The sequence below is a fragment of the Rhodoferax sp. GW821-FHT07F03 genome (assembly GCF_059418745.1).
In genome coordinates this window covers 62,848-85,473 of the sequence record NZ_JBWKQM010000019.1, presented here as the reverse complement: position 1 = coordinate 85,473, position 22,626 = coordinate 62,848, and the positions used below count along the sequence as shown (strand labels likewise).

The following is a 22,626-nucleotide window of genomic DNA, read 5'->3' as shown; positions in this document are numbered from 1 at the left end:
GTTCCTTGTTTGCCAGGCCATGTACTTCTCCTCGCGCATCTCGCGCTGGAAAAGTGTTACCCATGTCCTCGCACACCTGTTACCTAGGTACCCGGTCCATACACGCGGCCAAAAGAAAGGCACCAAAGAAAAGGCCGCCCCACTGTCTGCGTCCTTCGCTGGCGCTACGGAAACCTGCGGTGCTCGCTGAAAGGGGGGGCCCGCTCGAACTCGGCCTGCGGCCTCAAACAATCGCGGGCCCTGATCCACTTGCAGCTCCGCTCCTCGGCGCATACAGAGGGGACCCAGCAAGCGGACAGCCAAAGACCCAGCCCGGCACAGCCGGGCTGCACCGGGCTCGCGCCCTAGGCGCGATGTGGCGCTGCGCGCCACCGATCCCCGGGGTCCCCCTCTGTATGCGCCGAGGAGCGCAGCTTTGGGCGGATCAGGGCTGGCGTTGTCTGAGCCGCAGGCGAGTTTAGCCAGACCCCGACCAAAGCGAGCACCGCAGGTTCCCGTAGCGCCAGCGGAGGGCGCAGACAGTGGGGGCGCCTTTCTTTTGGTGACTTTTCTTTTGCGCAAAAGAAAAGTTACTGCGCCGCCGGGCGCACATCCCGGCCAGCGGTCTCTGCGACACGACCAGACTCAAAACAGACAACAATCGCAAGGCAAGATGCAAGGTGTTGCCCAGCTATAGTGCGGTACTCCCCCGTGTTGAAGCGAAAAAATGCGGTGCTAGGCCCGATCTTCTCTCTATAGAAATCTATGAATCCCTTGCGATGCGCTTGCTTAGTAGCAGAACGAGATGACACTCTATTGCTTGTTCGTGTTCGTCAGAACGAACACTGGTATCTTCCTGGCGGCAAAATTGAGAAGGATGAATTGCCCGAAGAAGCTCTACAACGAGAGCTAGCAGAGGAGCTGGGAATCTCAATCGATCATGAGTCTATCCATTACCTCTACACCGTAGTCGGCCCAGCTTATGGGCAAGCAGGTGAAGTTGAGCTCGTTTGTTTCGCAGCCAAGTGGAAAAATGAACCGCTCCCGCACGGCGAGATCAGCGAAGTAAAGTGGCTACATTGGCAAGACCACGAGAAGTTCGCACCAGCTGTTCAAATTCTTTGCGCAGAATTCCTGCGCAGCTCCCGACCTAAAGACTAACCCTCACTCATACCACCACCAGCCCCCCCGCCCCCGTCAAAAACGCCGTCTGCACTTCCGCCCCCGGATACAGTGCCATCAACGCCTCGCGATAAGTCTCCAGCTGCTGCACCAACAGCGGATCGCGTTGCGGCTGGGCTTTGGATTTGTGGTCTAGCACCCACCAGGCGCCGGTGTCTTTACGGCGCACCAGGCGGTCCAGGCGCAGGGTTTTGCCCTGGTAAGTCAAGGCCACCTCGTTGCCGCTCCAGTCGATGACATCGGCATCCCAGGCCCAGGCGCCCTCGCCTGCGCGGATGGCGGCGGCCATGGTGACTGCCTTCTGGGTCTGGTCTGGGCTCAGGCCGAACTCACGGGCTACCGCCTGCTGCTGGGCGGCGTCCAGCACACCCCACTCCAGCAGACGGTGCATGGCCTTGCCGATGCGTGACTCCAACACGTCCGGTTCGGCCTCGGCCCGTGGCGGTGTGGCCGACAAACCAATGTCTGGCAGCACCAGCACCTCGAAAGCCGCATCCACGGCCGGCGCGGTGGATGCCGCCACCCTGTCTGCCTGCAACTGCACCGGCTCGGCCAGGGGCTGCAGACGCTGCCACCAGGATCCATCCACCGCGTTGCGCGGCTGCACCGAGGACAGCACCAGTTGCTGGCGCGCGCGCGTCATGGCCACGTACAGGCCGTTCAGCTCTTCGCGCCGGCGCGCGGCCTGCTCTATGGCCAGCACATCAACCACGCAAGCGGGGGGGTGCGACTCGCTGGCCAGGAACACCAGGCGCACCGGGGCAGCAGCCTCGCCGGGCCAGTCCACCAGCACGCCCATGGTTTCGGCCTTGCTGGGCGGGGAATCGGTATCGAGCAGCAGCACCAGCGCGGCCTCCAGGCCCTTGGCGCCGTGCACAGTCAGCAGGCGCACGGCATCCGGCAGGCTGGTGACCGGGGCCTTCACGCCGCCGGCCTTGAGTGCGCGCACCAGCGCATACGGCGTGGCAAAACGGCCTTCATTCAGCTGCAGGGCGGTGCCCAGAACAGCACGCAGATTGGCCTGCACCGATCCGCGCAGGGCAGCGGGCGCGGCGGCGGCGAAGCGGGCCAGCACGTCGCCGTCGGCATAGATGGCGTCCAGCGCATCGTGCGGCGGCAAGCTGTCCAGCCACTGCTTCCATCGCAACAAATAGGGCGCTAGCGCAGATAGCGCCTGCGGTAGTAGCTCTGAATTATGTAGCAAGGTCCACCAGCTGCTGTCGTCCTGGCGCTCGGCATCGGCTCGGGCGGCGCGCTGCAAAGTGGCCAGCTGCACCAGGTCGGCGTCTGTCACGCTGAACAGCGGCGACTTGAGCGCCTGGGCCAGCGACAGGTCGTGGTGGGTGGACACCAGCGCGTCCAGCAGCGCGGCGATGTCCTGCACCTCGGGGGCGTCGGCCAGGTCGGCTTTCTCGGGCTGCTGGGTGGGGATGTGCAGGCTGCGCAGCGCGTCGCGCATGGTGGCCAGGCGGTCGCGTTTGCGGGCCAGCACCATCACCTCGCGGGGCGGCAGGCCGTCGGCCAGCTGCTGCGCCAGCCAGTGGGCTGCCTGGCGGCATTCCAGCGTGCGCAGGGTGTCCTCGGGTTCTTCGCGCGGTGTGCCCAGGCTGTCGCGCCAACCGCCCTCGCCCGCTGCCGCCGTGCTGGCATTCGCGTCGCGCGGGATGGCCGGCAGGCAGCGCAGCGCGCCCTGGGCGATGGATTCGGTGGTGTGGTCGCGAAAGCCGTCGTAAGCGCCAGCGGCCTGGGCTGCAGACATGACGCTATTGACCGCCGCCATCACCGGCGGTGCGTTGCGGCGGGTGTGGTCGCAGCTGAGCAGGTCGCCGCCCAGGCCATCGACCACAAAGGCCTGCGCGGCGCGGAACACCTGGGGCTCGGCGCGGCGAAAGCGGTAAATGCTCTGCTTGGGGTCGCCCACGATGAACACGCTGGGCGCATTGCCGCCCGAGCCCGCATAGCCGCTGAGCCAGGCGTGCAGGGCCTGCCACTGCAGAGGGCTGGTGTCCTGGAATTCGTCAATCAGCAGGTGTTTGACCTTGGCGTCCAGCCGCTCCTGCACCCAGCCGCTCAGCACCGGGTCGGACAGCATCACCGAGGCCGCACGCTCCACATCGTTCATGTCCACCCAGCCGCGCTCGAACTTGAGTGCGGACAGCTCGGCCACCATCAGCCGGGTGAGCCGCGCCATGCGCTGCTGGTGGCCCCAGGCGGCGTGCTGCAGCCGGGCCTGGGCCACTTGCAGCGCCACTTCTTGCGCCGCACGGATGGTGGCGATGCCGACGATCTTCTCGCCAAACTTGCGCGCCGAGCCGGTGGCCGTCAGCAGCGCGGCGGCCACGCCTTCAGCATCCATGGCGGTGATGGCACGCTCCAGCTCGCCGCCCTTGGCGGAGAAGGTCGGCGCGCTGGCCTTGCCCAGGCAGCTGGCCGCGTCTTGCAGCAGCGGGCGCTGGGTCCACAAATAATCTTCCGGTGCATCCAGCCCGGCAAACGCCGGAAACTGCTCGCCAAACGGCGGCACCGACGCATCCACCACGCCGTGTGCATCGGCCAACGCGAACTCGACGCGCTTGCCCAGTGCCGAAGCCAACGCCTTTTGCGCCTGGAAGCGGCCATGCTCGGCCACCAGGGCCTCGAAGTCGGCGCGCGCAGCGGGGCTATCGACCACCGTGGCGTAAAAGCGCGGCCAGACCTCGCGCACGGCCTCGGTATCGTCTTCCAGCAGCGAATAGTTGGCGGGCAGGCCCAGGTCCTGCAGCACGGCCAGCGGCGCGGTGCGCAGCAGAGCCGCAAACCAGCTGTGGAAGGTGCGTATCTGCACCGGCCGGGCGGCGGCCAGCAGCTGGGGGTAGAGCTGCTTCAGGGCCGCCGCCTGGACTTGCAGTTGCGCAGCGGGCACGCCCCGGGCCTGCAACTCGGAGGCCAGTTTTTCCGGGCTGGCCTGGGCGAATTCGACCAGCCAGTCGTTCAGCCGCTGGCGCATTTCACCGGCGGCTTTTTTGGTGAAGGTAATGGCCAGAATTTCATGCGCGGCCACGCCATGGCCATGAGCCTCGGCGTTGTGGGCCAGACTGCCCTCCAGCAGCGCCCGCAGAATGCGCGACACCAGCATCCAGGTCTTGCCCGCGCCCGCGCAGGCCTCTACCGCGATGCTGCGCCGCGGGTCGCAGGCCATGGCGTAGAAGGCCGCCCGCTCTACCGGCCGGCCGTTGTGCTCGTAGGCAGCTTGCGTCATCTACGTCAATCCTTTTTACCCAATGCGCCAGCGGCCAGCAGGCTCAGCAGCACAAACGGCAGGCACATGCCAAACGCCCAACGCACGCCCCAGTGCTCAGCCACCTGGCCCAGCAGTGGCGGCCCCAGCAGGAACACCACAAAGGAAATCTGCGCCAGTGCCGCCACGTTCACCGCCGCAGGCCGATCCACGCGCTGCGCCGCGGCCGACATGGCCAGCGGGAAGATGCCGCTGGTGCCCACGCCCATCAGGCCCAGGCCCAGCAAGGCCCAGGCCGGCCCGGGTGCCAGCACCACCAGCAAGGCGCCCACGCCCAACACGGATAGCAGGCCGCGCGCCACGCCCACCGGGCTGTAGCGGTCCACCAGGCCATCGGCAAAAAAGCGCATCAGGCCCTGGGTGCACGCCCCGGTGGCCACCGCCAGGCCGCACAGCATGGGCGAGGCGGCAAATACGTCGCGCATATAGATGGCCGACCAGTCGGCACCCGCACCTTCCAGCAGCATGGCCGACAACGTGACGCACACCAGGGCCATGATGGCCAGCGTGGGCCGGGCAAAGTGCGGTGGCGCATCACCGGCCGCCACTTCGCGCAGCGGCGCGGGGCTGAAGCGGCCCAGCAGCAGCACGACCGCAAGCAGCACAACCGGCACCATGCCCATCAAATGCAGCTGCGGGCTGATGCCCAGCTGGGATACGCCCGCGCCCATCAGGCCGGCGGCAAAAAAGCCAAAGCTCCAAAAGCCATGGGCGCGGTTCATGATGCGTCGGCCCAGTTGGTGCTCCACCCGGTCGGCCTCCACATTCACCACGATCTCCACCATGCCTATGCACAGGCCCGCAGGCACCAGGCAGAAGTACAACACCAGCGGCCCACTGGCCCAGGATGCGATGGCAAAGAACACCGCCACCAGCGGCGTCAGCACCAGCAACGCACGGCGGTAGCCCATGCGCTCCAGCAGCGGGCCGGCAAAGCTCAGCGACACCAGTGTGCCGGTAGCCGTGCCTATCAGCGCCAGGCCCAGGGCCCCTTCGCCCACGCCCATGCCGCGCTGGATCTCGCCCAGCCGGGGGAAGATGCTGCCCAGGCTGAAGGCATACAGAAAGAAGGCGGCAAACACCCGTATCTGCGGCGCCAGGGCCAGGCCCCAGCGCTGGCCCATGCTGGGCGAGCGCTGCAAGCCCGAGCGCGCAACCGCGATGGGGTCCGCATCAGCCATGCGCAGGCTCCAGCCAGCCCAGGGCTTGCAGGTCACGTTCGCACTGGGCGGCGTCCAGGAACTGGATGGCCTGCCAGCCACGGGCGCGCGCGGTCTGCACGTTGTGGGCGTTGTCGTCCACAAAGACCGTGTGCTCCGGCGTCAGGCCGAATTCGGACTCGGCCTTGGCGTAGATGGCGTGTTCGGGTTTCACCAGGCCCACCAGGCCGGAAAAAATGCCGTCGTCGAAGTAATGGAAGAACTCGCGCTCCTGCAACAGGCGCTCGCTGTAGGGTGTGGGCATGTTCGACAAATACACCAGCCGGTGGCCCCGGGCCTGCAGGCGCGGCAGCAGGGCTGCGGTGTCCAGCTTGGTGTGCAGGTGGTCGGGAATGGCGTGGATGAAGTCCAGCAGGTCATCGGCATCCACCCCGGTCTGGGCGGCCAACTGCACAGCCAGGTCATCCGGCTCGACGCGGCCCCGGTCGAACTCGGCCCAGGTAGAGCCCGGGTGCAGGCCCTGAAAGATGCGCTCGCACAGCTGCTGTGCGGCTTCAGGCGTGGGGGCATGCTGGGGCAACATGGTGGCGACAAGGTCTACAGGCTGCCAGTGCAGGAGCACGGCGCCCAGGTCGAAGACAACGGTTTTGTACATGAGGATGGTTTCCAGTGAGAGGGTGCCTAGGCGAGATCGCGATGGATGCCCGGCAATGCCAGAAGGGTAAGCCATTTTGGCCATCCACTTCTCGTGGCAAGGTGCACAGCCGGCTTGCCAAGGCCCGGTATAAGATGAGTTTTATACGGCATTGCCAGGCTCCATGGTGACAGATCGTAGTGGGCCAAATGGCGAATGACTATCGCTCATTTTTAAGAAATACATGAATTAATCTCATGCCAAAAGACCCGGATCCAATGTGAGCAACGCCCGCCGCCTCCCTTCCATGAACATGCTGCGGGCGTTTGAAGCCACCGCACGCTGTGAGAGCGTGACCCTGGCCGCGCAGGAGCTACACGTCACGCAAAGCGCCGTCAGCCACCAGATCAAGGCGCTAGAGGCCTGGCTGGGCGTGGCGCTGGTACAGCGCAACGGGCGCCGCCTGGGCTTGACGGCCGAAGGCGCCGCCTATCTGCCCAGCCTGAGCAGCGCCTTCGACCTGATGGCCCAGGCCACCGGACGCATAGAGCGGCGGGGGCGGCGTAACACGTTGACAGTGAACTCCATGGCCACGCTGTCAGCGCAGTGGCTGATCCCTCGGCTTGCCAGCTTCTGCGCCGAGGTGCCCGATGTGGACGTACAACTGTCCACCACCGCCAGCGCCTTCGACTTTGACCCGGCGGCCTACGATGTGTCCATACGCTGCATGTACGACATCGAACGCGCCGAGCTGCTGCGCAAGGACAAATGGCAAGGCGTACAGATCGAGGCGTTTTTGCCCGAGTCGCTAACGCCGCTGTGCAGCCCGCAGCTGGTATCTGGCAAGCTGGCGATCCGCAAACCCGCCGATCTGCGCAAGCACACATTGCTGCTGAGCCGCTCGACCCCGATGTTCTGGCAGGACTGGCTGGCGGCGGCAGGCGAACCCGAGTTGCAGGCCGCGAATATGGTCACCTTCGACCACACCCATCTGGCGGTACAGGCCGCCATCCAGGGTATGGGTGTGGCGCTGGGCAACCCGCACCAGCTGCGCGATGTGCTGGACAACGGCCTGCTGGTGCGCCCCTTCCCGCAGCTGGAAATCGACCTGAAGAACGTCTACTGGATACGCCCGCCCCACGCGGCGCAGAACCCGCAGGCCGTGGCGTTTTGCGAGTGGTTGAAGCGATCTGGAAGCAGCTAGCTACCCCACCAATCTTTGCGGCACAGGCCGCGTGCGGCGCAGAATTCGCAGACCATACCCTCGCCCAGCGCGGCCAGCACCGCGCCATCGGCAATGCGCTGCATGTCGTCCAGAATGCCGTGCACCAAGGCGTCGCGCGCTTCCACCACCTCAGTCTGCTCGAACAGTTTGCTGCCGTCCTTCTCGCCCACATTGAGGTAAGCGGCACGCAGGGTGTCGTGGGGCAGCAAAGCGGCGTAGAAGGCCAGTTGCGTGTCTTCAAAAGGCTGCTGGATACGCTTCTGGGTGGCTATGGCGTTTTCGGTCTTGTAGTCGATCACCAGCGCGGTGTGGCTGCCGTCGGCCCGCACCTGGTCGATACGGTCTATGGTGCCTATCAGGGTCAGCGGGCCCAGGGGCTGCTCCAGCGCGCTTTCGGCCTGCTCGAACACACCGCCACTGGCCTCATGCTCGACCAGCCAGTCCAGGTAGCCGTCGCGCACCCGCGGCCAGGCCGAGGCGAAGGGCAGGAACTCGCCCTGCTCCAGGTGCATGTCGCGCGTCACCGCCTCTGCCGCTACGTTAATCATAGCTACCCGCGCAGATAAATCCTGCGCTGGAGCCACTTTTAGCTCTTCATGGAAAGTCTTGAGCACCGCGTGCAGCCAGGTGCCGAAGTCGCGCTTGTTCACCTCGCCGGTCAGCTCTTGCGACTCTTGCAAACCCAGCTGGCGCAGGCCGAAGAAGCGGTAGGGGCATCGCCGCAAATCCTCGTAAGCGCTAGCCGACAGGCGCAGCACCGGCAAATCCTGGCCCACCGGCAACGGCGGCAGGCTGGGCTGAGACTGTAAGCTGCGCGGAATGCGTGGCTCGGCGGCTGCTTCGTCCAAGCCATCCACGCGCAAGGCCTGCACCAGCGGGCTGGCCAGCAAGTCTTCCCCAGATGCATCGCTGTGCCGCCACAGCACATCGGTATACGGGGTTTGCAGGGCATTCGCCCAGGAGGCGCGGGTCGCGGCCTCCAATGCGGCGCGCGAGGGCAGGCCCAGGGCTTCACGCTGAGCCACAGTCCAGGCACCGGGTGGCTCAGGTGACACCGCCAGCCGCACCTCGTCACAGCCCGGCAGCACCAGGGCAGCAAACGGGCGCGCCAGCAACTGGCTCAGCGGCAGCACCACCACCTGCTCGTCCAATGGGTGCGTAGGTACAAAGGTGGCCGCCTCCAGCGTATCGCCCACCCAGGTGCTGAACTCGGCCTGGCGCATGCGGCGGGCCGCCTGCGGCAGTTGCAGCAGCTCTTGTTCGGCCCCCTCCTGCAAGCGCAGTGCCGACAGCAAACTATTCCCCGCCACATCGGCCACCAAGGCCGGCCATTGGCCGCTGGCCTGCAGCAGCGCGCGCAAAGCCGCCAGCCATTGCACCAGGGGGCGCGCCGCTTGCAGGTTGGCGCGCAATTCGTTGGCCAGGCGCACCGCATCGGATACCGCAGGCTGGCGCGGCGTGGCCTCGGGGCTCCAGGATGACCAGCTTTGCGCGGCGGCTTTACGCAGCGCGCGCTCCAGGCCTTGCACCACGCGGGGCCGGAACGCAGGGGCGTTCTTGAGCCAGTCCAGTACCGCGTCGCTGCTGGCGTCCCAGCGGGCCGCGCGCAGCGTGACCACCACCTCGGCCGCGGCGCGGGTAGTGGACAGCTTCCAGCCGGTTTCGTCGCGTATGCGTACGTTCTGTGTGGCCAGCATGGCGCGGATGCGGCGCGTCAACAGCCGGTCCGTTGCCACCAGGGCCACTGGTGCCCGGCCGGCCTCGATATGCCGCAAGACACAGGCGGCACCGCGCTGGGCCTCGTCCTCGGAATCAGTGCAGGGATGCAGCGCGGGCATGGACGGCGGAGGCGGATCGGGGCGCAGCAAACGGGTCACCTTGCTGCCCCAGGCCTGGCATAGGGCCTCGACCAAGGGCTCGGACTGGAAGCCGTCAAGCATGATCACGCAGTCCAGGCCATCCGGCACGGCGGCGTTCCACAACGCGTCGGTGGCATAGCTGGACGCGGCCACCCACTCCAGTGCAATCCGCGCCACCAGGCTCTCCAGGGCCAGCACCGAGGCCTCCATACCCAGAGACACGGCAGTACGGGCCTGGGCGGCCCATTCCGCGCGCTGCTGCGGTGCCACGGCGGCGGCCAACGGCGCCAGTTGGTGGGCCGCCTCGACCAACCAGGCCGACAAGGCCTCGGCCTGGGAGCCCAGGCCGGCACTATCCAGCAAGGCCGGCGCCTGCAGCATGTCCATGGCGGTATCAAAGCGCAGGTCGTGCGCGCCCTGCGGCACGCCGCCCAGGCTGCGCGCCCAATTCAAGGTCGTTTCAAAACGCGGCGTAAAGCCCGCTGGCTGGGCCTGGGCCCAGAAGCGCTGTGCCAGGGGCATCAGCTGCGCATAAGGCAGCAACACCACGGTGCGCGATGGATGGGCCTGGCGCTGCGCCATGGCCTGCCGCATTTGGTCCAGCAAGCCGGTTGCCGGGGCAAACCATAGCGGGTCGTGGAGTGGTGGCATGGATAAGGCTGTGGTGAGGGGGAGAAATGGATTTTCGCTATGGATGCAATAGCACCGCACAGCGCGTCCACACAGGACGAGGGGGCTTGCTTTCTGTCACAATGCCGCAACTTCAGTCGTATCGGCACTCAGTTTAAGGAACCCCCATGGCCAGCGAACTCATCAAACACATCTCGGACGCCACTTTCGAAGCAGACGTTCTGAAATCCAACACCCCCGTCCTGGTGGACTACTGGGCTGAATGGTGCGGTCCTTGCAAGATGATTGCACCGATTCTCGACGAAGTTGCCACCGGTTACCAAGGCAAGCTGCAGATCACCAAGATGAACGTGGACGAGAACCGTGACATCCCCGCGAAGTTCGGCATCCGCGGCATTCCTACCCTGATGATTTTCAAGGGCGGCGAGCTGGCAGCCACCAAGGTTGGCGCCATGAGCAAAGCCCAACTGACCGCATTTATCGACCAACAGCTGGCTTGATAGCGTATTCCCTGAAGCCACCCCTGCGGTGGCTTCGTTTTTTCCTGTCATAATTCGCCCATTCACCCGATTGCCATCCCGCAAGACGGTTCGAGTTCCCGGTTTGTGAGGCCCTTCTAGCCTCCTCAAAACCTCCCCCCCTTTTTTCCTCAAGAACTCCTCACAGGAGTCCATCCATGCACTTAAACGAACTCAAGGCACTGCACGTGTCTGAAGTCCTCAAGCAAGCCGAAGAACTTGAAATTGAGAACACCGGCCGTATGCGCAAGCAGGAGCTGATGTTTGCCATCATCAAAAAGCGCGCCCGCACCGGCGAGCAGATCATTGCCGATGGCGTGCTGGAAATCCTGCCTGACGGCTTCGGCTTTCTGCGCAGCCCAGATACCAGCTACACCGCATCGACCGACGACATCTACATCAGCCCCAGCCAGGTGCGTCGCTTCAATCTGCACACCGGCGACATGATCGAAGGTGAAGTGCGCACGCCCAAGGACGGCGAACGCTACTTCGCGCTGAACAAGCTCGACAAGGTCAACGGTGGCGGCCCCGAAGAAAACAAGCACAAGGTCATGTTCGAGAACTTGACCCCGCTGTTCCCCAAAGAGCAGATGAAGCTGGAACGCGACATCAAGGGTGACGAAAACATCACCGGCCGCATCATCGACATCGTGGCGCCCATCGGCAAAGGCCAGCGCGCCCTGCTGGTCGCCCCACCCAAGAGCGGCAAGACGGTGATGATGCAGCACATGGCCCACGCCATTGCCGCCAACTATCCGAACAGCCACATGATGGTCTTGCTGGTGGATGAGCGCCCCGAAGAAGTGACCGAAATGCAGCGCTCGGTGAAGGGCGAAGTCATCGCCTCCACCTTCGACGAACCCGCTGCACGCCACGTGCACGTGGCCGAAATGGTGATCGAACGCGCCAAGCGCCTGGTCGAGCTGAAAAAAGACGTGGTGATCCTGCTGGACTCGATCACCCGCCTGGCCCGCGCCTACAACAACGTCGTACCCTCCTCTGGCAAGGTGCTGACCGGCGGTGTCGATTCCAATGCGCTGCAGCGCCCCAAGCGCTTCCTGGGCGCGGCCCGCAATGTGGAAGAAGGCGGCTCGCTGACCATCATTGCCACCGCGCTGGTCGATACCGGCAGCCGCATGGACGAAGTGATCTTTGAAGAATTCAAGGGCACCGGCAACTGCGAAATCCACCTGGACCGCCGTTTGTACGAAAAGCGCGTGTTCCCGTCTATCCAGCTGAACCGCAGCGGTACCCGCCGTGAAGAATTGCTGCTGTCGCCCGAAATCCTGCAAAAGAGCCGCATCCTGCGCCAGTTCATGTACAACATGGACGAGATCGAGTCCATGGAACTGATGCTGAAGAACATGAAATCCACCAAGAACAATGTCGAATTCTTCGACATGATGCGTCGCGGTGGATAACAGATCCTCAAAATATGTGATAATCGAAGGCTAATCGCGAAAAGTACCGGGCTTTTGAATTGGGCAAACAGATTGCCCAAGGCACCGGGCGGCTAACGCAATTGAAAAGGAAGAGCTATGAAAGAAGGCATTCACCCCAATTACCGTGAAGTGTGTTTCCTGGACTTGTCCAACAACTTCAAGTTTGTGACCCGTTCTTGCGTTAACGCCAAGGAAATGATCACGATGGAAGACGGCCGCGAACTGCCGCTGTACAAGCTGGATACCTCCAGCGAATCCCATCCTTTCTACACCGGTACGCAAAAGTCCGTGGACAACATGGGTGGCCGCGTGGAGCGCTTCCGCAACCGCTTCGGCAAGACCACTGCTGCGACCAAAGCCGCAGAATAAGTTCTTCCACATCCGCATCTGCGGAAAAAGAAGGGCAGCCCGGTTTATCCGCGCTGCCCTTTTGTTTTATTGGCCGTAAGATTCCTGCCTTGTGAACCATCCAACTCCTGCCATCGTGGCACAAAGTGCCGTACGCCGCCTGCCACGCGTGGCCTTATGGCTCTTGTGCCTAGCCTATACCCTGCCGGGTTTCCTGGGCCGCGAACCCTGGCGCAACAACGATATGGAGACCTTCGGCTATATCGCCGAATTGGCCAAGGGTGCCAGCAGCTGGCTGCATCCACAACTGCTGGGCCAGGCAACGCAAACCGAAGCCTTGTTGCCCTACTGGCTAGGTGCCTGGGCAGTGCACTGGAGCCCGACGGCAGTAGCCATTGATTTCGCAGCCCGCATCCCTTTTATTCTGCTGCTGGGCATGACGCTGGCCACCACCTGGTACGCGGTCTACTACCTGGCTCGCAGCCCCCGCGCACAACCTGTGGCATTCGCCTTTGGCGGAGAAGCCAAACCGACCGACTACGCGCGCGCTATGGCCGATGGCGGCCTGCTGGCCATGATTGCCTGCCTGGGGCTGGCCCAGCTATCGCACGAAACCACACCCGCCTTGGCGCAACTGGCGTTCACCAGCCTGGCTTTTTTTGCCATGTCTGCTCTGCCCTACCGTACCTGGGTTCCCGCCGCCGGCATCGCTATTGGATTGGCGGGCTTGGCACTTTCCGGCGCTCCGGCAATGGCGGTATTTCTAGGCCTGGGCGGGGCATTGGTGTGCTTTCTGGACCGCCATGACCAGCCCGACCGGTCCGAACTGGACATACCTCATAGCGCGCAGCGCAGCGTAGCGTGGTCCATCGCCATCATCCTGCTGACGACCGCCGTGGCTGCATTGGCATGGCGACTGGACCTGTGGCGCTGGCGCATCGATTTGCCAGAAACCAACGGAGCCAACATCCGGGGCATTCTGCGGCTGCTGCTGTGGTTTACCTGGCCCGTCTGGCCCCTGGCCATATGGACACTGTGGCGCTGGCGCAAACAGCTGACCAGTGGCAACTTTGGTCGCCACCTGGCGCTACCGCTGTGGTTTGTGGCCGTGGCTCTGGGCACCACGCTGAGCACCAACTTTGCCGATCGATCCCTGTTGCTGGCGTTGCCGGCCATGGCAACGCTGGCAGCATTCGCGCTGCCCACTCTGAGCCGCACCGTTTCAGCACTGGTGGATTGGTTCACATTGCTGTTCTTCACCATCTTCGCACTCACCATCTGGGTAATATGGTTTGCGGCACAAACCGGCATACCGCAGCAACCGGCCGCCAACCTGGCACGCCTGGTGCCAGGCTTTATTCCGTATTTCAGCTGGCCCACCTTTTTGCCTGCGCTGCTGGCCTCCCTGGTATGGGTCTGGCTGGTGCAATGGCGGGTGGGTCGCCACCGCTCTGCAATCTGGAAAAGCCTGGTACTGCCCGCCGGCGGCACGGCCCTGTGCTGGTTGCTGCTGATGACACTGGGCCTGCCTGCTGTGGACTATGCCCGCAGCTATGTACCCATGGTGCGCAGCGTCAGCCAGGAAATCCGGGCCCAGTCGCAGCAAGCCGGCGAGTCGGGATGTGTGGCGTTTGACAACCTAAACCGTGGCCAAATTGCGGCCTTCCAATACCACGGCCAGCTCAAGCTGAAGCCGATTGCCGATGGCGCGCAATGCGACTGGCTGCTGGTCGATGCCACCACGGCACGCCCGCCGCGCGGCTCGCTGGATCTGAGTCCATGGTCGCTGCGCCTGAATGTGCGTCGCCGCGACGACAACGGCGAAAACATCCGCCTGTACCAGCGCAAGGATATGCGCAAAAACTATTGATAGTTTAGGCCTCTAGCGCAGATATCACGTGCGCTGGCAGCTATACATTAAATAGCAAGGAGACTACTTGGCGTAAGCCGGCTGCTGATCCACACGCAGCCGGTTGGCCGGGAATACGATCGCAAATCGAGAGCCCTGGCCCAGGCTACTCTCCACCTGCAGCTCAGCGCCATGGCGCTGCACTACGTGCTTCACGATCGCCAAGCCCAGACCAGTGCCCCCGGTTTCACGGGAACGGCTAGGGTCTACCCGATAAAACCGCTCGGTCAGGCGCGGCAAATGCTCAGGCGCAATGCCTGGTCCGGTGTCCTTGACGGAAAACTCGGCACGCCCATCCGGCAGCTGCGCCCAGCGCACCTCAATGCGGCCACCAGGCGGCGTATAGCGCACAGCATTGCTCACCAGATTGGACATGGCACTGAGCAATTCACTATGGGCGCCCGCCAGCGCACCGTCGGGCATGGGGCCAAAACGCAGGGAATGCGACTTGGCATGCCCTGCGGTCACCATGCCCGACAAAGCTTCGGCCTCCCGGGCACAGTGGGCCATCAAATCACGCACCGGTATCCAGTCATTGCTGCTGGGTGCAGGCCCGCCTTCTATGGTGGACAGGGTGAGCAAGTCACTCACCAGGGTTTGCATGCGGTCCGCCTGCTGGGCCATGAAGCCCAGGTAGCGCTCGCGTTGCTCCTCATCCAGCGGCACGCTTTGCATGGTTTCCACGAAGCCGGACATGACCGTCAGCGGCGTGCGTATCTCGTGCGACACATTGGCCACAAAATCACGTCGCATGGCCTCAGCCTGCTCCAGCGCCGTGATGTCACGCGAGAGTAGCAAACGCCGCCCCTCGCCATACGGATGCAGGTGCACGGACAAACGGACGGGCCGCGTCACGCTGCCACCACGGCCTATCATCACAACGCCTGCCGCCGGGTCTGGCGCGGCTGCATACGTGGCAAATGCAGGGTCGCGTACCAGGTTGCCAATCAGTTGCTGCAGGTCACGCGACACGTCGAAACCGAAATGCGTGGCCGCGATCTGGTTGCACCACTCTATGCGCCCTTCGGCATCCAGCAGCACCACGCCATTGGGCGATGCCTGGATGGCGGCCAGGAACTCCTGCAGGCGCCGGTCCGAATCCTGCATTTTTTGCTCGGTCTGGCGCAGCCAGCGCCGCATGCGGTCGCTGAAGTCACCCCACCAGCCCTGCATATGAGGTGCCTGGGAGGCCTCGCCGGTGCGCAGCCACTGCATCACGCGGCCACCGCGCCACAGGTCCACCAGCATCCACGCGGCCCCGGAGAGCACGGTGCCAATGCTTGCACCCAGATGCCCCCCCAACTCCCAACCCAGCAGGCCCGCAGCCAGCTGCACGCCCAAAAAACTCAAGAAACGAAACCACATAGGGGCGATAGTAAGTGGAGGGGCGACGCCTGGCCGCCCCGAAAATCAAGCTGCAGAAGCTGCCGCGGGAGCTGACGCCACCACCGGCTGGGCCGTGATGCGGTAACCCGCACCGCGCACCGTCTCGACCATGGCGCCGCCCGCGCCCAAGGCCTCGCGCAAGCGCTTCACGTGGACGTCCACCGTGCGCTCCTCGATAAATACATGGTCACCCCAAACGCGGTCCAGCAGCTGTGAACGGCTGTGTACGCGCTCAGAATGTTTCATCAGATAGTGCAGCAACTTGAATTCGGTCGGGCCGATCTTCACCGCCTGGTCCTGGAAGGTCACTCGGTAGGTGGACGCATCCAGCACCAAGGCGCCAATGCTGACCACGCCACCATCCTGCTCGGGCGCTCGGCGGCGCAGCACCGCACGGATGCGGGCCAACATTTCCTTGGTGGAAAAAGGCTTGGAGATGTAGTCGTCCGCGCCCGCATCCAAGCCCGCCACACGGTCGCTTTCATCGCCACGTGCGGTCAGCAGGATGATGGGCACCGCCTTGGTACGCGGGTTGGCACGCCATTTCTTGGCCAGCGACAAACCGCTTTCACCAGGCAGCATCCAGTCCAGCAAGATCACATCGGGCAGAACCGCATCCAGCTCGCATTGGGCCGTGACACTGTCCATCGCCCAGGTGGGTTGAAAACCACTGTGGCGCAGGTTGACGGCAATCAGCTCGGCAATCGCCGGCTCATCTTCGACGATCAAAACCCGTGGCATGTTTTTCATTGCAGCACCGACTCCACTTGTGCCGTCGTCGCATGGCGCACATCCTCGCCCTTGACGATGTAGATGATGAACTCGGCAATATTCTTGGAATGGTCACCAATGCGCTCGATGGCCTTGGCAATAAACAGCAGATCCAGACTGGCAGAAATGGTGCGCGGGTCTTCCATCATGTAAGTAATGAGTTTGCGCACAAAGCCGTCGAACTCTTTGTCCAGCAGATCGTCTTCCTTGAGGATGTTCACCGCAGCGGCTGTGTCCAGGCGGGCAAAGGCATCCAGCGCCTTGCGCAGCAAGCCCGAAGCCATGTCTGCCGACACCCGCAGGTCTAGCGTAGGCAAGGCACGCGGCGCGCTGCTGTGCGCGATGGACTTGACCATGCGGGCGATCTTGTTGGCCTCGTCGCCCACTCGCTCCAGGTTGGCGGTGGTCTTAGAAATGGCGATCAGCAAACGCAGGTCACGTGCGGTGGGTTGGCGGCGCGCAATGATGCTGGAGAGCTCGCGGTCAATCTCGATTTCCATGGCGTTCACGCGCAGCTCGGTCTCGGCAACCTGGTCGGCCACTTCACCGCTGAACTGCGAGAGTGCATAAATCGCCTGGCGAATCTGCGATTCAACCAGACCACCCAGCTCCATCACGCGGCTGGAAACGCCATTGAGTTCCGCGTCGAACTGGCTGGAAAGATGTTTTTCAGGCATGGTGTTGTCCTTTGGATACGCTGCGATCAACCAAAACGGCCGGTGATGTAGTCTTCGGTCTCTTTGCGCTTGGGCTTGAAGAAGATGTCTTCGGTGGCACCAAACTCCATCAGGTCACCCAGGTACATATAGGCGGTGTAGTCACTGCAACGTGCGGCCTGCTGCATGTTGTGGGTCACGATCACGACGGTGTAGTCGTTCTTCAGTTCGGTGATCAACTCTTCCACCTTGGAAGTGGAAATCGGGTCCAGTGCCGAGCAAGGTTCGTCCAGCAACAGCACCTCGGGTTTGATGGCGATGCCGCGTGCAATGCACAGGCGTTGCTGCTGACCACCCGACAGGCTGGAGCCGCTTTGGTTGAGCTTGTCCTTGACCTCGGTCCATAGCGCAGCCTTGCGCAGGGCCCATTCAACGCGCTCTTCCATATCGGTAGCGCTCAGATCTTCAAACAGCTTCACACCGAAGGTGATGTTGTCATAGATAGACATGGGGAATGGCGTGGGCTTTTGAAACACCATGCCGACCTTGGCACGCAGCAGGGCCACGTCTTTTTTGCTGGTCAGCAGGTTTTCTCCGTCCAGCATGATCTCGCCTTCAGCGCGCTGCTCGGGGTACAACTCGAACATGCGGTTGAAAATGCGCAGCAAAGTGGACTTGCCGCAGCCGGATGGGCCAATGAAAGCCGTCACCTTTTTTTCCGGAATTTCCATGTTGATGCCCTTGAGCGCATGGAATTTGCCGTAGTAGAAATTCAGGTTCTTGACCGAGATCTTGGAGTTTTGGGCAATAGCGGTTTGCATGATTAACCTTTGTTCTTACCAGCCCAGGCGCGGGCCAAAATGTTCAGACCCAACACGGTCATGGTGATCAAGAAGACTCCGGCCCAAGCCAGCTTTTGCCAGTTCTCGTAGGGGCTCATCGCAAATTTGAAAATCGTCACCGGCAAGCTCGCCATGGGCTGGCTCAGGCTGGAGGTCCAGAACTGGTTACTCAGCGCAGTGAACAGCAACGGTGCGGTTTCGCCGGCAATACGGGCCACAGCCAACATAATCCCGGTGATCACACCGGCCCGTGCGGCCTTCAAGGTGATGCTCAAAATCACCTTCCACTTGGGTGCGCCCAGGGCATAAGCGGCTTCACGCAGGCCAGGTGGCACGAGCTGCAGCATGTTTTCCGTGGTGCGAATGACCACCGGAATCACGATCAAGGCCAGGGCCACGATGCCTGCCCAACCCGAAAAGGACTTGAAGCGAGACACTACGACCGTGTAGACAAACAAGCCGATCACGATGCTGGGAGCCGACAGCAGAATGTCGTTCACAAACCGCGTGGCGGACGCCAGCCAGCCTTTGGTGTCGTATTCGGCCAGATAGATGCCTGCCATGATGCCAATGGGAGCGCCGACAAACGTGGCCAGCCCCACCATCAGGACCGAGCCGTAGATCGCATTCGCCAAACCACCCTCGTCGTTTGGCGGAGGCGTCATCTGCGTCAGGGTGGCCAAGTTCAGGCCGTCGATGCCCAGGCGCACGGTTTCAAACAAGATCCAGAACAACCAGAACAGGCCGAAAGCCATGGCTCCCAACGCCAGCACCAGGGCAATCCGGTTCACCCGCTTGCGAGCGGCGTACTTCACACCGCGGGCCTGCTCAACAGCAGCTGCCTTGAGCAACATTTCGCTCGTGGTCATGATTTGGCTCCTTCATTCTTGCGCAGTTGCAGCAGCAGCAATTTGGACAGGGAAAGAATGACGAAAGTAATGAAGAACAGCACCAAGCCCAGGTACATCAAAGCCCCCTGGTGCAAGCCCTCGCCCGCTTCGGCAAACTCGTTTGCCAACGCAGAGGTGATGCTGTTTGCAGCCTGGAAGAGGCTCAACGAATCCAGTTGGTTGAAGTTGCCGATCACGAAGGTAACCGCCATGGTTTCGCCAATGGCGCGCCCCAACCCCAGCATGATGCCGCCGATCACGCCGGACTTGGTGTAAGGCAGCACCACCTTGGATACAACCTCCCAGGTGGTTGCACCCAGTCCGTAGGCGGATTCCTTGAGCAAGGTTGGCGTCACCTCAAACACGTCCCGCATCACAGCTGCAATGAACGGAATGATCATGATGGCCAGGATGATGCCGGCAGACAAGATGCCGATACCCACCGGAGCGCCTGAAAACAGGGCGCCCACATAAGGCACACCGCTGAACATGGATTGCAGCGGTTGCTGCACATAAGTGGACAGCACCGGGCTGAACACCAGCAGACCCCACATACCGTACACAATGGAGGGCACGGCAGCCAGCAGCTCAATGGCTGTACCCAGAGGACGTTTCAGCCAGGCTGGGGACAACTCCGTCAGGAACAGCGCGATACCGAAGCTGACCGGCACGGCAATGAGCAAGGCAATGATGGAAGTCATCACCGTGCCATAAATCATCACCAGGCCACCAAACTCCTCTTTCACCGGGTCCCAGGTGGTACTGGTCAAAAAACCCAGGCCGTACTTGGTAATAGCCGGCCAGGCACTGACCACCAGCGACATCAGGATCGCCACCAGCATCGCCAGGGTAAAAATGGCCGAACCTTTGGCCAACCAGCCAAAGATACGGTCGAAGACAGGGCCCGAACGGGCCGCTTTAGGGCGCGGAGGAGTGCTCATCACATGTCCGGAGGTCTTGACAGACGGATTTAACGATAGATCTTGCGCCGGAAGTGTAGATGACACGTTTTGCCCCTTTCCTTGGTTCATTGTTAGTAACTAACCAGCCCCATGCCACAGCAAGAACGCATACCGCCCAGAAACACCGCAGAACTGGCTTCGCCAGGCTGCTGGTGTTGCCCCCAGCAAGGGGGTTGGCGAAAGATGCGAAGCACTGCAGCCTGGGGGTGAGCCAAATTACTTAATGGCAACTGGCTTGCCGGCGCCATCGGTCACTTGACCCCAGGCTTTTTCAATGGAAGCCACCACAGGCGCTGGCAGAGGCACGTAGTCCAGGTCGTCAGCAATCTTGGCGCCGTTCTTGTAAGCCCAGTTGAAGAACTTGAACACTTCGGTGGCGTTGGCTGGCTTGTCCTGTTTCAGGTGCATCAGGATGAAGGTTGCGGTGGAGATAGGCCAGGCTTCCTTACCAGGCTGGTCAGTGATCAGTTGGTAGAACGACTTGTTCCAATCCGCGCCAGCAGCGGCTGCGGCGAAAGCCGTGTCACTGGGGCTAACGAACAGGCCGTCACGGTTCTTCATCTGGGCGTAGGTCATCTTGTTTTGCTTCACATAGGCGTATTCCACATAGCCGATGGAATTGGGCAGACGATTCACGAAAGCGGCAACGCCTTCATTGCCCTTGCCACCCGCGCCCACAGGCCAGTTAACCGCTGTGCCCTCGCCCACTTTTTCTTTCCACTCTGGGTGGACGCGGCTCAGGTAGTTAGTGAAGTTGAAGGTCGTACCCGAACCATCTGCACGGCGCACAGGGGAAATCGCAGCGTCAGGCAAAGGCAGGCCAGGGTTCAGAGCCACCAGGGCGGCATCATTCCACTTGGTGATCTTGCCCAGATAGATATCGCCCAAGACCTGGCCGGTCAGCTTCAGTTGGCCGGGGGCGATACCCTTGATGTTCACCACAGGCACGGTACCACCGATTACGGAGGGGAACTGCATCTGGCCTTTGGACTTGAGCACATCATCGGTTTGCGGCATGTCGGAAGCGCCGAAATCCACCGTCTTGGAGTCGATCTGCTTGATGCCGGCGCCAGAACCCACCGATTGGTAGTTGATCTTCACGCCCGTGGCCTTGTTGTACTCGGCAGCCCACTTGGAATAGACGGGAGCCGGGAAGGTCGCACCTGCACCGGTAATTTCTTGGGCGCTAACCAGACCCGAAAATGACAATACCCCAGAAGCCGCCAAACCCACCAGGGCCATTTTGAAACGTGTTTGCATCAGCAAATCCTTTAAGTGTGAGGAAACCAACCCGACGATTCACCGGTCCTGGTAAATCTGTGCGATGGTGCTAATTTAAGAAGGTTATGTGACAGACATGTGACAAAACAAAGCTCGCACCGGGGCCGATAGGCGTGAATGAGGTCCCAAGGCACATGGGTGCTATGCTGCGCCCACAAAAACTTGCGACACCATGCAAAACGGAACACTTCTCGCCGCCCTGGACTTGGGCTCCAATAGCTTTCGTCTGGAAATTGGCCGACTCGACCATGGCCAGATCCACCGCACCGAATACCTGAAGGAAACCGTTCGCCAAGGCAACGGTCTGGACGAAAACCGCAACCTCAGCGCCGAAGCCATGCAGCGCGGCTGGGACTGCCTGGCCCGCTTCGCCGAGCGCCTGGCGGGCTTCAAACACCAGCAAGTCCGCGCCGTCGCAACCCAAACCCTGCGCGAAGCCCGCAACCGGGACGCATTTCTGGCCCGCGCGCACGAAATCCTGGGTTTTCCCATCGACGTGATTCCAGGCCGGGAAGAAGCACGGCTGATATACCAAGGCGTAGCACGGCTCTTGCCCCAATCGGACGAACGACGCCTGGTGGTAGACATTGGCGGCCGCTCCACCGAGATGATTTTGGGCCAGGCCTACGAAGCGAACGTCATGGAGTCCTTCCGGGTCGGCAGTGTCGCCTGGTCGATGAAATACTTTCCCCAGGGCCAATTCACCCGCGATGCGTTCCGTATTGCCGAAATTGCCGCCAAAGCCGTTTTGGACGAAGCCCTGAACGCCTACCGGCGCGACACTTGGGATGTGGCCTATGGTTCCTCCGGCACGGTGGGCGCAGTCGCAGATATCCTGCACGCCGCCGGTTGGCCCCTGAATCTCATCACCCGTGAAGGCCTGGATTGGATCAGCGACCGGCTACTCAAGGCGCAAACCGTCGAAAAACTGCGCATCGAAGGCATGAAGGACGACCGCAAGCTGGTCATAGGCGGCGGAATCAGCGTGCTGCGGGCCATTTTTGATCTGCTGGGCATCGATGAAATGCATGCAGCCGATGGCGCGCTGCGCCATGGCGTGCTGTACGACCTGGTTACACGAAGCCAAGAGGAAACCGATCTGCGCGCAGTGTCTGTGCAACGCATGGCCACCCGCTTTGCAGTGGACGCGGACCAAGCCCAACGTGTAGCCCAGATTGCGAGCCATCTGTTTGGCCAGATGCAGGCCCGTAGCGGTGTCCCCGCTGCAGAAATTACCCGTCTGCAGCGCAAGCTGCATTGGGCTGGCCAGTTACATGAAATTGGCAGCCAGATTTCTCACAACGACTACCACCGGCATGGCGCCTACATCCTGGGCCACGCCGACTTGCCCGGCTTTGCCTTATCGGAGCTGCAGCGCCTGAGCCAACTTGTGCTGGGCCACCGTGGGAAGTTGCACAAACTGGAATGCGACTTCAGCGATGCCGACTACATGCAGCAGTTGCTGTCACTACGGATTGCTGCAATCCTGTGCCACGCACGCCGCGATCCGGATGTGGAAGGACTGGAGCTGGAACTCGGAGACTCCACACAGTTTTCGCTGACCACCCGTCCTGGCTGGTCTCAGGCCTATCCGCAATCGGCCCATCTGCTACGCGATGAAGCCCTGGCCTGGCAAAAGACGCCCTGGGCACTGCTACTTTCTGAAGCTTGAGAA

Annotated in this window: 18 protein-coding genes; 7 read left to right on the top strand and 11 right to left on the bottom strand. The window is 62.2% G+C overall.

The window, feature by feature from the left end:
• The first annotated feature begins 744 nt into the window (after nucleotides 1-744).
• Nucleotides 745-1,140, top strand: a complete 396-nt coding sequence (locus tag AC07R0_RS24240; protein ID WP_495106798.1) for an NUDIX hydrolase — start codon at nucleotides 745-747, stop codon at nucleotides 1,138-1,140.
• A gap of 7 nt (nucleotides 1,141-1,147) precedes the next feature.
• On the opposite strand, the gene AC07R0_RS24235 is transcribed toward AC07R0_RS24240, so the two are convergent.
• The 3 genes from AC07R0_RS24235 to AC07R0_RS24225 are packed head-to-tail and all read right to left on the bottom strand — an operon-like array spanning nucleotide 1,148 to nucleotide 6,328.
• Entirely contained in the window at nucleotides 1,148-4,399 is a 3,252-nt protein-coding gene (locus AC07R0_RS24235) for a UvrD-helicase domain-containing protein (protein WP_495106797.1), read from the bottom strand.
• 5 nt (nucleotides 4,400-4,404) lie between these two features.
• Nucleotides 4,405-5,619: an MFS transporter gene (locus AC07R0_RS24230; protein WP_495106796.1), complete on the bottom strand. Its 1,215-nt coding sequence runs from the start codon at nucleotides 5,617-5,619 to the stop codon at nucleotides 4,405-4,407.
• A complete protein-coding gene (locus AC07R0_RS24225; protein WP_495106795.1) occupies nucleotides 5,612-6,328 on the bottom strand; it encodes an HAD family hydrolase in 717 nt (238 codons plus the stop codon). The genes AC07R0_RS24230 and AC07R0_RS24225 overlap by 8 nt, the downstream gene beginning before the upstream one ends.
• A 184-nt stretch (nucleotides 6,329-6,512) precedes the next feature.
• Between AC07R0_RS24225 and gcvA the strand changes: the two genes are divergently transcribed.
• Nucleotides 6,513-7,436 carry a transcriptional regulator GcvA gene (gene gcvA, locus AC07R0_RS24220; protein ID WP_495106794.1) on the top strand — a complete coding sequence of 308 codons (924 nt, stop codon included), beginning with the start codon at nucleotides 6,513-6,515 and terminating at the stop codon, nucleotides 7,434-7,436.
• Here gcvA and AC07R0_RS24215 read toward each other — a convergent pair.
• Nucleotides 7,433-9,967, bottom strand: coding sequence for a PD-(D/E)XK nuclease family protein (locus tag AC07R0_RS24215; RefSeq protein ID WP_495106793.1), 2,535 nt, complete (start codon nucleotides 9,965-9,967; stop codon nucleotides 7,433-7,435). The two genes, gcvA and AC07R0_RS24215, sit on opposite strands and share 4 nt — an antisense overlap.
• Nucleotides 9,968-10,113: 146 nt before the next feature.
• Between AC07R0_RS24215 and trxA the strand changes: the two genes are divergently transcribed.
• The 4 genes from trxA to AC07R0_RS24195 all read left to right on the top strand — a co-directional run bounded on the left by trxA (nucleotide 10,114) and on the right by AC07R0_RS24195 (nucleotide 14,124).
• The gene (gene trxA, locus AC07R0_RS24210) at nucleotides 10,114-10,446 is read left to right on the top strand and encodes a thioredoxin TrxA (protein ID WP_495096598.1); all 333 of its coding nucleotides are present in this window, start codon (nucleotides 10,114-10,116) and stop codon (nucleotides 10,444-10,446) included.
• Nucleotides 10,447-10,622: 176 nt separating this feature from the next.
• Nucleotides 10,623-11,885 carry a transcription termination factor Rho gene (rho, locus tag AC07R0_RS24205; protein ID WP_490593168.1) on the top strand — a complete coding sequence of 421 codons (1,263 nt, stop codon included), beginning with the start codon at nucleotides 10,623-10,625 and terminating at the stop codon, nucleotides 11,883-11,885.
• Nucleotides 11,886-12,002: 117 nt separating this feature from the next.
• Nucleotides 12,003-12,275: a type B 50S ribosomal protein L31 gene (locus tag AC07R0_RS24200; RefSeq protein ID WP_495096599.1), complete on the top strand. Its 273-nt coding sequence runs from the start codon at nucleotides 12,003-12,005 to the stop codon at nucleotides 12,273-12,275.
• Between the two features lie 91 nt (nucleotides 12,276-12,366).
• Nucleotides 12,367-14,124, top strand: coding sequence for a glycosyltransferase family protein (locus AC07R0_RS24195; protein ID WP_495106792.1), 1,758 nt, complete (start codon nucleotides 12,367-12,369; stop codon nucleotides 14,122-14,124).
• 63 nt (nucleotides 14,125-14,187) lie between these two features.
• Here AC07R0_RS24195 and phoR read toward each other — a convergent pair whose 3' ends face one another.
• The 7 genes from phoR to pstS form a co-directional block, all read right to left on the bottom strand.
• Nucleotides 14,188-15,528 (bottom strand): phosphate regulon sensor histidine kinase PhoR, encoded by a 1,341-nt coding sequence (phoR, locus tag AC07R0_RS24190; protein WP_495106791.1) that lies wholly within the window; start codon nucleotides 15,526-15,528, stop codon nucleotides 14,188-14,190.
• A 45-nt stretch (nucleotides 15,529-15,573) separates the two neighbouring features.
• Nucleotides 15,574-16,299: a phosphate regulon transcriptional regulator PhoB gene (phoB, locus tag AC07R0_RS24185; protein ID WP_495106790.1), complete on the bottom strand. Its 726-nt coding sequence runs from the start codon at nucleotides 16,297-16,299 to the stop codon at nucleotides 15,574-15,576.
• Complete coding sequence (gene phoU, locus AC07R0_RS24180) at nucleotides 16,296-16,997, bottom strand: phosphate signaling complex protein PhoU (protein WP_495096603.1); 702 nt, start codon at nucleotides 16,995-16,997, stop codon at nucleotides 16,296-16,298. The genes phoB and phoU overlap by 4 nt, the downstream gene beginning before the upstream one ends.
• 26 nt (nucleotides 16,998-17,023) lie before the next feature.
• Nucleotides 17,024-17,797, bottom strand: coding sequence for a phosphate ABC transporter ATP-binding protein PstB (pstB, locus tag AC07R0_RS24175; RefSeq protein ID WP_490593174.1), 774 nt, complete (start codon nucleotides 17,795-17,797; stop codon nucleotides 17,024-17,026).
• A 2-nt stretch (nucleotides 17,798-17,799) separates the two neighbouring features.
• Nucleotides 17,800-18,687, bottom strand: coding sequence for a phosphate ABC transporter permease PstA (pstA, locus tag AC07R0_RS24170; RefSeq protein ID WP_495096604.1), 888 nt, complete (start codon nucleotides 18,685-18,687; stop codon nucleotides 17,800-17,802).
• On the bottom strand, nucleotides 18,684-19,649 hold the full coding sequence (pstC, locus tag AC07R0_RS24165; RefSeq protein WP_495106789.1) for a phosphate ABC transporter permease subunit PstC: 966 nt from the start codon (nucleotides 19,647-19,649) through the stop codon (nucleotides 18,684-18,686). The genes pstA and pstC overlap by 4 nt, the downstream gene beginning before the upstream one ends.
• Before the next feature lie 237 nt (nucleotides 19,650-19,886).
• Nucleotides 19,887-20,930 carry a phosphate ABC transporter substrate-binding protein PstS gene (pstS, locus tag AC07R0_RS24160; RefSeq protein WP_495096606.1) on the bottom strand — a complete coding sequence of 348 codons (1,044 nt, stop codon included), beginning with the start codon at nucleotides 20,928-20,930 and terminating at the stop codon, nucleotides 19,887-19,889.
• A gap of 193 nt (nucleotides 20,931-21,123) precedes the next feature.
• Here pstS and ppx point away from each other — a divergent pair, with 193 nt between their 5' ends.
• Nucleotides 21,124-22,623, top strand: coding sequence for an exopolyphosphatase (gene ppx, locus AC07R0_RS24155; RefSeq protein WP_495106788.1), 1,500 nt, complete (start codon nucleotides 21,124-21,126; stop codon nucleotides 22,621-22,623).
• Nucleotides 22,624-22,626 lie beyond the last annotated feature (3 nt).